Origin of the sequence: Wolbachia endosymbiont (group B) of Aricia artaxerxes, assembly GCF_964026975.1 — a bacterium.
Classification (GTDB): domain Bacteria; phylum Pseudomonadota; class Alphaproteobacteria; order Rickettsiales; family Anaplasmataceae; genus Wolbachia.
Genome location: NZ_OZ034718.1, coordinates 1,497,422 through 1,511,400, shown reverse-complemented (window position 1 = coordinate 1,511,400; position 13,979 = coordinate 1,497,422). Strand labels below are relative to the sequence as shown.

11 protein-coding genes and 1 tRNA gene are annotated in these 13,979 nt (G+C 34.0%); 4 read left to right on the top strand and 8 right to left on the bottom strand.

The features are described from left to right. The first annotated feature begins 181 nt into the window (after nucleotides 1-181). Nucleotides 182-1,558 (top strand): UDP-N-acetylmuramoyl-tripeptide--D-alanyl-D-alanine ligase, encoded by a 1,377-nt coding sequence (locus AAGE00_RS06940; protein ID WP_019078639.1) that lies wholly within the window; start codon nucleotides 182-184, stop codon nucleotides 1,556-1,558. A gap of 48 nt (nucleotides 1,559-1,606) precedes the next feature. Next, on the top strand, nucleotides 1,607-2,557 hold the full coding sequence (locus AAGE00_RS06935) for a complex I NDUFA9 subunit family protein (RefSeq protein ID WP_213863883.1): 951 nt from the start codon (nucleotides 1,607-1,609) through the stop codon (nucleotides 2,555-2,557). An 8-nt stretch (nucleotides 2,558-2,565) separates the two neighbouring features. On the opposite strand, the gene AAGE00_RS06930 is transcribed toward AAGE00_RS06935, so the two are convergent. The 4 genes from AAGE00_RS06930 to rpmF form a co-directional block, all read right to left on the bottom strand. Continuing rightward, nucleotides 2,566-2,639: transfer RNA gene (locus tag AAGE00_RS06930), tRNA-Arg, on the bottom strand. Between the two features lie 142 nt (nucleotides 2,640-2,781). Then, nucleotides 2,782-3,738, bottom strand: coding sequence for a beta-ketoacyl-ACP synthase III (locus tag AAGE00_RS06925; RefSeq protein ID WP_213863884.1), 957 nt, complete (start codon nucleotides 3,736-3,738; stop codon nucleotides 2,782-2,784). Continuing rightward, the gene (gene plsX, locus AAGE00_RS06920; protein WP_006014431.1) at nucleotides 3,731-4,768 is read right to left on the bottom strand and encodes a phosphate acyltransferase PlsX; all 1,038 of its coding nucleotides are present in this window, start codon (nucleotides 4,766-4,768) and stop codon (nucleotides 3,731-3,733) included. Before plsX ends, AAGE00_RS06925 begins: the two co-directional genes overlap by 8 nt. Before the next feature lie 8 nt (nucleotides 4,769-4,776). Next, a complete protein-coding gene (gene rpmF, locus AAGE00_RS06915; protein ID WP_006014434.1) occupies nucleotides 4,777-4,959 on the bottom strand; it encodes a 50S ribosomal protein L32 in 183 nt (60 codons plus the stop codon). A gap of 231 nt (nucleotides 4,960-5,190) precedes the next feature. Here rpmF and AAGE00_RS06910 point away from each other — a divergent pair, with 231 nt between their 5' ends. Then, complete coding sequence (locus AAGE00_RS06910) at nucleotides 5,191-5,973, top strand: ABC transporter permease (protein WP_341815233.1); 783 nt, start codon at nucleotides 5,191-5,193, stop codon at nucleotides 5,971-5,973. Then, on the top strand, nucleotides 5,966-6,667 hold the full coding sequence (locus tag AAGE00_RS06905; RefSeq protein WP_012481975.1) for an ABC transporter ATP-binding protein: 702 nt from the start codon (nucleotides 5,966-5,968) through the stop codon (nucleotides 6,665-6,667). Before AAGE00_RS06910 ends, AAGE00_RS06905 begins: the two co-directional genes overlap by 8 nt. A gap of 279 nt (nucleotides 6,668-6,946) precedes the next feature. On the opposite strand, the gene ffh is transcribed toward AAGE00_RS06905, so the two are convergent. From ffh to AAGE00_RS06885, 4 genes are all read right to left on the bottom strand, one after another. Further along, nucleotides 6,947-8,290, bottom strand: a complete 1,344-nt coding sequence (ffh, locus tag AAGE00_RS06900; RefSeq protein ID WP_007302411.1) for a signal recognition particle protein — start codon at nucleotides 8,288-8,290, stop codon at nucleotides 6,947-6,949. Beyond that, nucleotides 8,275-9,834, bottom strand: a complete 1,560-nt coding sequence (locus AAGE00_RS06895; protein WP_213863886.1) for a proton-conducting transporter membrane subunit — start codon at nucleotides 9,832-9,834, stop codon at nucleotides 8,275-8,277. Before AAGE00_RS06895 ends, ffh begins: the two co-directional genes overlap by 16 nt. 609 nt (nucleotides 9,835-10,443) lie before the next feature. Continuing rightward, complete coding sequence (locus AAGE00_RS06890; protein ID WP_213863887.1) at nucleotides 10,444-10,824, bottom strand: hypothetical protein; 381 nt, start codon at nucleotides 10,822-10,824, stop codon at nucleotides 10,444-10,446. Between the two features lie 69 nt (nucleotides 10,825-10,893). Beyond that, a complete protein-coding gene (locus AAGE00_RS06885; RefSeq protein WP_213863888.1) occupies nucleotides 10,894-13,959 on the bottom strand; it encodes a WPE palindromic element domain-containing protein in 3,066 nt (1,021 codons plus the stop codon). Nucleotides 13,960-13,979 lie beyond the last annotated feature (20 nt).

Sequence of the window (13,979 nt, the reverse complement as noted above, 5' to 3'; positions counted from 1 at the left end):
TACCTCCAAGTCACTTTCTACAATCAGATAGTAAAACACACTCAATTATAGACGAAAATATTTAAGCTTGTATATCTATTATAAGATGAAATTATAGAAATAGCAATCATTATTTGTACATTACCAAAGTATGTAGTATTTTTGCTGCTTTTCTTGTTCAAATTACCTTTAAAGATAAATTATGTTAAAATGGAACGCAAATAATATTATAGATGCTACTGGCGGAAGAGGGGAGGGTGTTTGTAATTCGGTGTATAGCTCAAATATTTCAACGGATACAAGAAGCATAAAAAAAGGTGATTTATTTATTGCTCTCAAGGGAAAGAAATTTGATGGGCATGATTTTCTACATGAAGCATTTTTAAAAGGAGCTGTTGCTGCGGTAGTAAGCGAAGATAAATATAGAAATTTTCCTCTAATTATTGTGCAAGATACTCTAAAAGCTTTGCATAATATGGCATCATATTACATTAGAAATATTCTTGTTAATGCTAAAGTTATCACAATTACAGGTAGTGTTGGGAAAACCACTACAAAAGATATGCTTAACACTGTTTTGTTGCATTATGGAGTATCTCATGTAAATGAAGGTAACTTGAATAATAATATAGGATTGCCTTTTACGATTCTAAAAGCGCCAGAAGACTGCCAGTATTTAATCCTTGAAATAGGAATGAGTAGAGCTGGTGAAATAAAAGAGTTATCGAAGATTAGCAATCCGGATATTGCAGTTATTACCAACATTGAACCTGCGCATGTTGAAAACTTTTCATCTCTACTTGATATTGCGCAAGCGAAATTAGAAATTCTACATGGTATGAAAAATAATGGTACTTTGGTTTTGAATAAGGATAATGAACATTATGATTATCTCTTATCAAATGCTAACAGAAATGTAGTAAGCTTTGGTAAGAATGAAAGTGCTACTGTTTGTTTGTTAGAACTAATAAGAGACGATAACGGTCTAAATTTAAAAATCAAACTGAACAGTGGTCAAATTATGAACTGTAATTTACCTGTAAAAGGCGAACATTTTGCATACTCTGCATTAGTTGTTACAGCAGTTTTGCAAAGTCTCGAACTTGATTTATCTAAATTACCACTAGCACTTGAGAATTTTACTGTAACAGAAGGTAGAGGTAATGTTCATCAAGCTAAATACAATGGAAAATTAGTACATTTGATTAACGACTCCTATAATGCTAACCCTACTTCAATGAAGGCTGCAATAAGAACTTTAGGTACATATTCTAATTTAAGAAAAGTGGCACTACTTGGCGATATGTTAGGACTTGGTAATGAAAGCATAGTATTTCATACAGAATTGCTTGACTCTATAGTAGAACAAAATGTGAATAAAGTTCATACAGTTGGTAAATTTATGTTAGAATTGAATAAACTTTTACCGGAGAATATAAAAGGCATGCATTTCGATGATTCTAACCAATTGAAAAGTAATTTAGCTAATATTGTTCAAGGTAATGATGTAATTTTAGTTAAAGGTTCTCATGGAATGAGAATGGACCTTATAGTGCAGGAATTCACAATAGAATATTAAATAAAACTATTGTATTAATTTAAAGTTAAGTTATTGGAAGTTTTAACTGTGATAAAACGTATAATTATTTTTGGTGGAACGGGATTTATAGGAAAACACATCGTAAGACGCTTGGCAGCGGCGGGGTATTTAATAAGAATATTTACTCGTGATCAGGAAAAAGCTGCTTGTCTGAAGTTATGTGGAAATTTAGGACAAATATCAATAATTGAAGGAGATTTTTTTAATGAAAGATCAATTTTAGAAAGTATGGAGGGGTGTGATGTTGTTATAAATTTAGTAGGAATATTATATGAAAAAAGAAAATACGATTTCTATGACGTTCATGTTAGAGTAGCTGAAAGAATAGCAAAAGCTGCGCAAATAAAAAGTGTATACATGATGATACATTTTTCTGCCATGGGAATAGAAAATAGTAAGCTGTCAAGATACGCCCACAGTAAATTAGAAGGTGAAAAAGCTGTAACTTCAGCATTTCAGGGAGCAATAATAATTAAGCCAAGTCTTGTATTCGGTAAAGAAGATAGTTTCTTCAATAAATTTGCAAGATTAGCAACAATTCTTCCTTTTTTGCCGTTAATCGGTAGTGGAATAACGAAGTTTCAGCCGATATGTGTAACAAACTTAGCTGAAGTGGTATACCGTATTATCAGCTTTAATAAGCAAGATAAAAAAATTTATAATATAGGTGGACCAAAAGTTTACTCTTTTAAAAGCTTATTAAAGTTTATTCTGAATGTGACTAACAGAAAGTGTCTACTGATCAATGTACCTTTTCCAATGGCAAGATTGATAGCCTTTTTCTTAGAAAGTAAAGTTGTTTCTGTACTGTTAAAACCTATAACCGGAGATGCAAGCCCTATACTTACTCGAGATCAGGTGAAAGTTATGATGAGTAGTTCAATCGAAAAGTCAGATGATCTCGGAACAATGAAAATTAGACCACTAGCAATTGAAAATGTGGTACCAGAATACTTGAAAATTTATAGAAAGCATTGATAGAAGAATGTGCCCGGTAGGATTCGAACCTACGACCCACAGCTTAGAAGGCTGTTGCTCTATCCAACTGAGCTACGGGCACACATCATATATAAAATGCTTCTTAGTACACGTGAAGTCAAGTATTTCTTGTGAATATAATGTTTGTGATAATATCTCAAAACTTTGTCAGTACAGCATGTAACGATAAAACTGAGAAAAAAGAAGCGTGGGTAATAGGAAGTCTAATAGCGCAGTAACACAGAACCCCAGGTCAGGCCTGCACCTATTGAAATCAGCAGTACCAGATTTCCTGATTTTATTTTTGATTCTTGTATTGCATAGTCTAAGGCCAGTGGAATTGATGCTGCTGAGGTGTTTGCATGCTTATCAACGGTATTAATCACTTTCTCTATAGGAAAATCTAATTTCTTTACTACTGCTTCAATAATACGAATGTTTGCTTGATGGGGAATTAACCAGTCAATATCAATGATTTTCAAATTATTGCATTTCAGAGTTTCCTCTACTGAGGCTGTTAACTTATCCACTGCATGTTTAAACACTTCTCTTCCATTCATAAGTATCTTTCCAGAATCACGAGTAGAGGATACCCCTCCGTTCGTACATAGTATGTCCACATTGCCATCAGAGTGTAAGTTTGTTGATATGATGCCGCTGCTACCCATTTCTGATTTTATTATCACTGCACCAGCACTATCACCAAAGAGTACACAAGTTGACCTATCTTCCCAGTCAACAATCCTAGACATTATTTCAGCACCAATAACGAGCGCATATTTTATTCTATTGTGAGATTTTATGAGCGAATCAGCAACTGTAACTGCATATATAAAACCAGAGCATGCTGCTTGTACATCAAAAGAAAATGCATTTTTACATTTTAACTTACTTTGTACAATCGTTGCACAGCTAGGCAAAGTTTTGTCAGGTGTTGTTGTTGCAACTATGATCAAACCAATTTCATCTATTGAAATTTTCGCTTTTTCTATAGCATTTTTTGCTGCATTAACAGCTAAATCTGACGTTAGTTCTCCTTCATCTGCTATATGTCTTTGAACTATTCCTGTTCTTTGCCGTATCCATTCATCGTTTGTTTCAACTATCAATGCAATTTCGTTATTACTCAAAATTTTTTTTGGTAGGTAAGAACCAGTGCTCAATATGAAACTTTTATTCAATATGACTTACCCCGTTAATTATCTTCTGGTTCAAATTTTCACTGATTGCATTTACTGCAAATTTTATAGCGTGAGCAAAAGAAATAGCATCAGAATTTCCGTGGCTCTTTATAATGATACCATTTAGCCCTAAAAACATAGCTCCACTTCTAATTTTAGGATTAAAACGCTCTAATGCTTTATTTAGCTTGGGTTTTAACAATATGCCGACAAGCATTTTTGTCATCCATGAATTAAATACTTCCTGTTTTATTAGACTGATAAAAGTACCAGCAGTTGCCTCAGCTGTCTTGAGCATTACATTACCAACAAAACCATCAGCAACAATTACGTCTATATTACCATCTAAAAATTCACTTGCCTCTATATATCCTTTGAAGTTAATACTTGGAGCATTTTTGAGTAACTCAAAAGCTCCTCTTACTGAGTCAGTACCTTTCACTTCCTCTGTACCAATGTTTAGCAAAGCGACTTCAGGATTTTCAACTTTTAATGCTATTTTTGCAAATATACTCCCCATTAATGCAAATTGAAATAATGAGTCAGTATTACAGTCAACATTTGCACCAAGATCAAGCAATGCAAAGCTTTTTGTCTTAGTTGGACAGACAGATGCAATAGCAGGACGATAGATATTGGGTAATGTTCCTAAAATAAATCTGGAGATAGCCATCAATGCTCCAGTGTTGCCTGAAGACACCATCCCAAAAGCTTTACCTTTTTTCACTGCTTCAACAGCTGCCTTCATACTTGAATCTTTGCGATGTCTAAGTGCAAAAGAGGGTTTATCATTTGGAAGAACATTATCAGAGCAATGGGTAAATTCGGAGTTATCGCTTACTTTTTTGTATTTTGAGAGCAAAGGAGATATTTCTTTCTGATCTCCATAAATATGAAAAAAAACTTCAACACCTGGGTCAACAAGATTATCCAAGAAAAAACTAGCACCTTGAATTACGGAAAGAGGTGCAAAATCCCCTCCCATAGCATCAAGTGCGATAACTATGTTGTTGTTGACCGTGGGTAACATATCATGAGTTACTCCGCCTTTTGTTTAATGAAAACACGTTTTCCTTTGTAACTATTGTCAACTGCTATGTTGTGAGGCAACATGAATTCTCCAGTTGTTGCACATACTACAATATTCTTAGGCTTAATAGCATGATGAGAACGATGCATATTACGCCTTGACTTTGACTTTTTTCTCTTCGGAACTGCCAAAACTTACTCCAATTCAATTATATAACACAATTTATTAGTAGCATGTTTTTTACAAGGAGTAAATAGCAAAATAAATAAGGTTTTCTTATACAATTCAGTCTTATAAACTTAAACTCAAGCATTTTGATCAAAGTATATTGAACTTAAGACATATCTTGACTATACTCTGGCGAAGTTAATAAAAATTTTAATAAAATCAGTAAAACTAATTTTAGCTAAGATAAATGTAAAGTGAGTTCCTTTAATATAGACAGCGTTAGAATAATCGGTAGATGCTTTATGAACTTTCTGTTGAGGATTGGTAACGCATTTGTATTTTTTATTCAATCTCTATACCACTGCTTTATTCCTCCATATTATTTTAGCAATGTGGCAAGACAAATTATAGAGATAGGCTTTTTCTCTTTGCCAATTGTTGGGCTCACTGGAGTTTTTATAGGAGCAGTGATAGTTTTACAGAGTAGCTTAAGTGGTATATTGATTAATCAAGAACAAGTAGTACCTAAACTTGTTACGATCACTATCATTAAAGAGTTAGGGCCAGTTTTGATCAGCTTAATAATGGTAGGAAAGGTTGGGTCCTCAATTGCAGCAGAAATTGGCACGATGCGCATCACTGAACAAATAGATGCACTTACAACTTTGGACATCAATCCTTTCAAATATTTAATTGTACCAAGAATTCTAGCGTCAGTTATAGTATTTCCAATACTTACAGTATGTGCAGATCTAATAGGAATATTTGGAGGGTATGTCACCGCAGTCTTTGAATTTAACCACAATTTAAATATATACATAAAATATACAGCTCAATTCTTTAATATGTACAATTTTATTGTTGGGCTAATGAAAGCGACTGCTTTTGGAGCCATAATTTCTGTTTCAAGTTGTTATTACGGTTACCATTGTAGGGAAGGTGCACGAGGAGTAGGTATTGCAACAACATCAACTGTTGTTATATCCTCTATATTGATAATTTTAGCAAATTACTTAATTACTTTAATACATGCATAGCCCCATAATATCAATATTGAATATAAGCTTATCCTTTGATGATAGAACGATATTAAACAACATAACTTTCAATATATCGAAAGGAGAATCATTAGTCATACTTGGCGGCTCAGGAAGTGGTAAATCTGTATTAACAAAAATAATTATTGGATTACTGACACCAGACTCAGGGTCTATTAAAATAAATAGTAAAAGCAAAAATAAATTTGGAGTCTTATTTCAAAATTCCGCTTTGTTTGACTACGTTACAGTGTGGGAAAATATATCTTTTAATTATAAAAAACGCTTTAATATCAGCATAAAGGAGGCAAAACGCCTAGCAATTGAGAAGTTAAATGATGTTGGGCTGGAAGAAAACATAGCAGAAATGTTTCCAGTAGAACTATCAGGTGGAATGAAGAAAAGAGTGGCACTTGCAAGAGCAATTGCACACAACCCAGAAATTATTGTATTGGATGAGCCAACTTCAGGATTAGACCCAATCATGTCAGATGTAGTAAATGAGATAATAATAAAATTATCTCAAGATCTTCGTCCTACAATTATCACGATTACACATGATATTCATAGTGCATTTAAAATAGCTGACAAAATAGCAGTATTATATGAAGGGGAGATCATTTCTCACGGAACTGTTCAGGAAATACAAAATACTAACAACGAATATATAAAAAAGTTCATTTATTGTATATAGCTACAGGTTTACAAACGATATTATGGATGCTGTAACTAGCCTAACTTGAGATATCGATAACCTTCGGTCTGTTACTAGTGTAGTGCTACGGTGGTATAGTGTGTTAGCTATAAAACAGCGCATTAAATATAGATAAAGTAACTTGTATCAATTTTGATTATCATGCCAATTCCAACTGAAGAAATTTATTGAATTTATTACTTCACGCTAAAATAATATACTTTACTATTCAACAGCAATTACAACTGATGATTTTATTTCATTCCACTACCTGCTGACTTACTTTCTGCTTAGCATATCCATCAAATCAGATTCTTTGAGTTTACTATGGTCAATTTTACTGAACTTATTCACCATAGAGCTCATTTGATTATACTGCTTAATTAGAAGATTAACGTCAGTTACACTTGTTCCGGACCCCTTAGAAATTCTAAGTCTTCTTTTGCCATTTAAAATATCTGGATTTTGCCTTTCTTTTTCGGTCATTGAGTTTATGATGGCTATATATTTTTTCACTTTATTGTCATCGGGCACACTGCTACTTAGCTTTTTTGTGAATGAACTAGGAATGAATTTCATTATGTTGCTAATGCCATCCATTTTACTCAGAGTCTTTAACATTCCCACTAGGTCGTTTAGGTCGAATTTACCCTTTTTTACTTTCTTTTGTAACTTATCAATTTCTTCCTGACCAACAATCTCAGCAGCTTTTTCAACCAATGATACAACATCACCCATGCTAAGTATCCTTTTTGCAATTCTATCGGGATAAAAATCATCGAGATCACTTAATTTTTCACCACAAGCAATAAATTTAATTGGACAATCGGTGATCATTTTCATAGAAAGAGCAGCACCACCACGTGCATCACCATCAACACGGGTGAGAATAATGCCGGTTACACCTATTATCTCATTGAATGATTTGGCAATATTGACCGAATCCTGGCCTATCATTGCGTCGGCTACTAAAATAACTTCTGCAGGTGAAGCTATTTCCTTTACGGCTTTCAACTCATTCATCATATTATTATCAATATGAAGCCTGCCTGCGGTGTCTAGTATTAATACATCATAATTTTCGTTCTTTGCTGCTGCCAGTGCCCTTTTTGTAATTGTAACGGGCTTCTCGTCTATTACTACAGGTAAAGTTTGCACATCTATTTGTTTACCTAGCACTTCAAGTTGTTTTTGGGCAGCCGGTCTATAAATGTCTAAAGAAGCGAGCATCACTTTTTTCTTTTGTTTTTTTAACTTTAAAGCAAGCTTCCCTGAGGTGGTTGTTTTACCCGCACCTTGTAGGCCCACCATCATAATCACAGCAGGGGGTTTAGCTGCTAGGTTTAAGTCGCTTTTCTCTGATCCGAGAACTGCAACTAAATTATCCTGCACAATTTTGATTATCATTTGCGATGGAGAAACGCTTTTTATGACTTTTTCCCCAATCACTTTATCTTTAATGTCATTGATGAATTTTTTCGCAACTTCAAGTGAAACGTCAGCTTCAATTAAAGCTATACGTATTTCACGCATGGCAAGGTTAAAATCATCTTCAGAAATGATTGACTTTCCTCTCAGTTTACTAAATACAGAATTTAAACTTTCGGTTAACGATTTAAACATAATAGCGCTAGTAGAATACTCATTAAAAATAGAGAAGAAGCTGAAACAAAACTCACTGAGTTATAACTCAGCACTTCTTTAAGTTTAGTAATATTATTAAAGTATAAACTAGCAAGTGAATTAGTCAAGTTTTGCAGTACGTTGGCAGACATTTCTCTCACTTTAAAGACCAGTTGATTGAACAGCAAGACAGTATAAGGTATGAAAGCTCTAAAAATCCAATCAACATCCATTTTAAAATTTATTCTTGGCAAAAATAACTTGCGTAAAGGAATAAACAATAAAGTGGTACATAGTAATAAATAAAACTGAGACCAAATGTTTTGTGTATTGTACACCAGATCAAAAATTGAAGGTTTATTGTAAATAGGTAAGTAAGGATTGCCAGCGATTACGCATATAAATGCTAAAATAATCATAGTCATTTTGCCTCCCCTCTCTGCTAAAGGTTTTGACTTACTTTTTGCAATAAATAAGTAATAAAGAAACTTTAGCCCAACGCTTAAATGAAGCAGCAAATTTAGAACCTTATATAAATTTTTGTACCCTTTTAAGGCAACAGTGTTCATTTCAATTTCAGCTGTGATATATGATTTACTGATAAATCCAACGGTTCCAGGAAATGCAGCCATTGTAAGTATTGCGATTATAGCACACATGCCTTCCACTGACATCAGTTTACCCACTCCATTAAAACTAATTGTTTTTGTTTGTAAAATAATCGAATTACTGACCACAAACAATAATGATTGATAAACAAGAGAGAAGATTATATGCAGTATCAAAATTGGTATTGCTTTTTCCGAAGGACTGAGCAAACTTCCTGCAATAATCAGCAAGCCCATTTGTCCTACAACGTTATAGCATAAAAATCTGCGAATATTTTGCTCAAGAGAAGCAAATATAATACTGTAAATTGCAGTGATGGCGCCTACAAGCGCTAATATTTCAGTACAATCTTGCCATAGGTTATAAGTGTGTAAAAGCATCACTAAAAAAGAGACTTTAGTGGTAAATAAAGAGAGATATGTGGTGCCATGTAGCGATGCAGCAGGATATGCATCAACAACCCAAAATGAAAAAGGAAAACAAGCGCAGTTTATCAACAAACCCCAAATTATCAGGTTAGTGCTTTGAAGTGCCAATCCTGCTATTAATATAACTCCAACGAAAAAGTGTACACAAGCGTACCTTATTGCAGGTCCACTATCTCTACAGCCAGCTGCGATAGTAAAAAATGCACTGACGGTCATTAATTCACAGAATATTATAACCAATATCATCTGCTTGGATAAAATTGCACAGAGTGAACAGGTAGTGTAAGCAGCAAAAGATAGCATCTCTGAAAAAGTCAAATTTTGTGTTGGTAGAACAGCTAAAAATGCAACTGACAAAAAAGATATTAGTACGATACGAAAAGATAAATCAAAATCTAGAATTGGGAGAGACCAATTTACTGCAATGCTCAAATTTTCAGGTAATTTTAGAACTATAGCTATTAATGCAGTCAGTAGAAGTAGCAGTGACGATTTATAAAGTTGCACAATAATTTAAACCAATATGGTTTATGCTATCTTAATATATGAATAAAATCAATTTGCATATTAACCACTAATTAAACTAATTACCATATAATTATATCAGGGTTTAGAGGGTTGTAGAGAAACCGGTCAGATTAGGTTTTTAATCTAATCTGACCGATAGCTTTAATAGTGAGGTAAGCTTTAATATAGCACTCCTAATTCATAGTGCTACACTCGTGCATAATTTATTTTTAATTTGTGCACGAGCGTTAGTAAATTATTTACTTTTTGAAATAAAGTTTGGCGTCACTTTAATACCAAGAACTTCAGTAACTCCACCAATTGAAAGTTATTTACTCGCTTTCTCTTAATTATCTGTACAAATCTAATGTAGCTAGTAGTTTTCAATTCACTCATTCAACTTTTATGACCTTTGCAATAGTTGATCCTATTAAAGAATTATTTGTTAATTTAGTTTTTTATGTTTTTTGGATAATGGTATAGATAGGTTCCACTAACAAGTAGCGGAATATTAGATTGTTTTCAGTCTATAGTCAAGTGCTGTAATTACGCATTTGAGCAGCAGATACTGGAACTCAGAAAGCTCTTGAGTAGCTATATAGTGAAAAATTAGATTATAAAATCCTCTAACAGTACATTCTGTGTTGTACCATCATCCACAACTGTGTAATCAATATCACACTTATTGAGCCCACTTAATATCCTATTGTGGAAGTATTTTTCACCATAATCTTCCATAATAACAGTGATATAGTCAACACTGTCAATATCAGGGAGCTTATTACATATTTTTGGATCTTTGACTGCATAGTGTTGCGTAAACTTACACTCATTAACGTCATCTTTACAAAAAGAAATTTTTCCTTTTTGTTTATCATCTGTAGTCATGATAAATCTGTTGCCTTCTTTATCTCTTGCTATAAATTCATAGCTGTTCTTGTCTATAGAGTATTTTTCCTTTGGAAATGACAGTGTTAAGTTGTATGTCATAATGCTACCTTAATAAAAATTATTATTGTAGTATAGATTTATTAATAAATAATATATATTATGATATAATTAGTGCGAAGTGGGTTTACCAGTTGGACCCATAAAGATTATTTCCTCTCCTTCTCTTAAGCCTCTGCACAAATTAGTGGAGCCGCCAGTTTCAAGCACAATAGTGGAAATAATTCCTTTTTTTTTGTCTACTTCAGTGCCGGTTACAGCTATACCTTCCATAGCAAGGGTTGTATTATTGACTTTTCTGCTATTGATTGCAAAATTTTGCAACCTAAAGAATTGTCCGGGTTTAAAATTTTTTGCCGCAAGTGGTGCTTTGATCACTATTTCCACAACTTTGTCAGTTAAATATTGAATTTTTATAATCTTTGCGGTGAATTGCTCTTTGATTCTATTAAAAAATTTTTCGTTAGCCAGGTGTTCTGATATTATTCCAGCGCGTGACGCTTTAGTGTACAAATGCTGCAATTTGTAGGTAATTCGCATAGTAGGTGGTGTTATGCAAGTAGCTGACACTGTAATCCAGTTCTGACTATACAACCATCTGATGTACTCATTCAAAATTAAGTTTTCTGGATCCCAGTGTCTGGGCACTGGAATGACATCTTTTTTGGTGAAAGTTACTCTTACATTACAACATTCATACAAGTGTGCATATGACTCCGAGATTCTAGCTGGAGTGGGAGAAATGAAGCTAACTCTATTCAAAAGCTGAGAAATGATAGGGTAGCCGTTCTTAGCACTTGCCATAGCTTTCACGACGCTGCCGCTATACGAAGGGTGAAGATCACCAAAAAAGCTAATTGTTTTATTGTCTTGCTTATATACCAATATCCTGTCTTTATCCTGCATCTTAGGAGAAAATACTGGATCTATTTCTTTTCCTAATGAGTTTAAATGAATAAAATATCCATTACTTAGTTGAAAATGCTTTTTATCTTCTGTTGCAATAGCCGTGTTTGGTTCAGTGCCTGCTGCTATGAGAATAGAGCGTGCTTTGATACATTTAATTTCGTGGGATTTTGTATCAATCAGTTTTATCAACTCAGCATGATTATATTTGTCTGTAACAATTTCAATAGGCTCTAAGTTTTCAATGAAGTAGATTCCTTCTGACAATGCATTTTGCACCTCTTCGCTATTTAATCGATAGCTCGGTGAATCTTTTAGCTCTTTTCTGTATATAATTTTCACTCCCCCGAAGCTCTTAGTTAGTTCCAATATTTTTGCTTCTCTATTCTCTTTTTTTGCTAACTCTTGCTCTGCTTGGATCAATTTTGCGTGCGATATAAGCTCATTTGCAATTTCATATTCTTCTTCCGTCCAATCTTTTTCAACATATTTCTTTCCATACTTATCAACTAATATCTCATAACGAAGAAGAAATTTTTCTACTTGAATTGGATAATATGCTAAAGCTTCAGTGGCAGTATCAATTGCAGTGAGTCCTGCACCTATGACAACTATCGGCATGCGAACTTGCAGATTTGCTATGGAGTCGAACTTAAGAGCACCGGTAAGTTGTAATGACATCAGAAAATCAGATGCCATGCGCACTCCGCGAGCCAGCATATTCTTTATTTTGATCATTCGTGGCTTGCCAGAGCCAAGTGCTAGTGCGATGTGATCAAAACCCAAGTTGAAGGCATCATCAACATTAATCGTGCCATCAAAACGAATGCCTCCATAAAGTGCGAAATTCTCACGCCTTTCCAGTAGTAATCTAATAATCTTTAAGTAATTTTTATCCCATCGGGAAGTAATGCCATATTCTGCCACCCCACCAAACCCATCTGCCATGCGTTCACTCAATTTTTCGTGTTTGAAATCTTTAATTAGCTGAAAATTATCGATCAAAGGTTCAATCTTTAGTCCATCAATGGCGATAACGTTATGCCCATCGTTTAATAAATGATGAGCTAAATTAAAACCCGCAGGACCAAGTCCTACAACTAGAACGTTTTTTCCAGTATTTTCTTTTGGCAATGGACGCTGAAAATTTAAAGGATTCCAACGGCTAAGCAGAGAATATATTTCAAATCCGTACGGCAAATTGAGTACGTCGTCCAAAATCCTTGTTTCAACCACTGGCACATTTACAGGCTCTTGTTTCTGATATATGCATGAGTTTATGCAATCATTGCATATTCTATTCCCAGTAGCTGCACATAATGGGTTATCTATCATCACAATTGCAAGACTTGCTATGCTATATCCTTCGCTTTTTACCAGATTCATTTCTGATATTTTCTGCTCTAGTGGGCAGCCGTGCAGCTCAACTCTAAGTGGAGACTTTTTGAAAGTGTTGTCATCATTGATTAGCCCCTTTGAGCAGCTGTCCTTACTTTGCTTATGACAAAATATGCAGTAGTGAGCATTATCTAGTGCTTTATTCAAACTCACCTTTTTGCTTGTTAGATCAAAACCATATCTTCTTTTCACCTCATTTGAATACAGAACCTCAACCTCGTCTACTTCTTTTTTCAAGAATGATACGAGATTTTCGTAATCAATTTTCTTATGTATGCTAAATAGTATACTCTGTTTATTTTTTACTCTCCAAACTGCATATTGAGCCGCAAGTTCTATTTCTTCTTTGTGATCCTCTTTATTTTCAAGCCAACTCATTACCTGCTCAGAAAAGTTTTTTTCTGTTGTCGGTAAAGTAATGAAACTATTTAATTTGTTAGTGACATAATCAATATTTGCTACATCAGTGTATTTCTTCAATGCATAACGCTGAACAAATAATCTTTTGCATCTGTATATTACAGCAAAGTCATTGTGTTTTTCCTTTAACTCTTCTACTTCTTTTTCAATATTGAAAAATTTTGCAATAAATTCATCAAGTAAATGTGAGAGATCCATTATTAACTGGCTATTACAACCATCTTTCATCCAAGCTGGAATCCATCCTTCTTGTTTTCTGGATCCCAGTGTCAAGCACTGGGATGAACACTGGGATGACATCGAAGAAGAAGCTGCTTTTTCTCTTGCTTCAACTAATGAATAAAACAAGCTTTCATCGCACGATTTTATGTAATCCAAAAACGCCTTATCTAACTTTATTAATTCATTACGAGTGTATAAGTTTGAAAATGAGATTTTGAAATTCAGTTGCATCTTTATACTATACAGTGTAC

Coding starts and splice junctions, on each gene's coding strand:
- AAGE00_RS06940 (WP_019078639.1), top strand. CDS start 182: ATGTTAAAATGGAACGCAAATAATATTATAGATGCTACTGGCGGAAGA.
- plsX (WP_006014431.1), bottom strand. CDS start 4,768: ATGTTACCCACGGTCAACAACAACATAGTTATCGCACTTGATGCTATG.
- AAGE00_RS06905 (WP_012481975.1), top strand. CDS start 5,966: ATGCATAGCCCCATAATATCAATATTGAATATAAGCTTATCCTTTGAT.
- ffh (WP_007302411.1), bottom strand. CDS start 8,290: ATGTTTAAATCGTTAACCGAAAGTTTAAATTCTGTATTTAGTAAACTG.
- AAGE00_RS06890 (WP_213863887.1), bottom strand. CDS start 10,824: ATGACATACAACTTAACACTGTCATTTCCAAAGGAAAAATACTCTATA.
- AAGE00_RS06885 (WP_213863888.1), bottom strand. CDS start 13,959: ATGCAACTGAATTTCAAAATCTCATTTTCAAACTTATACACTCGTAAT.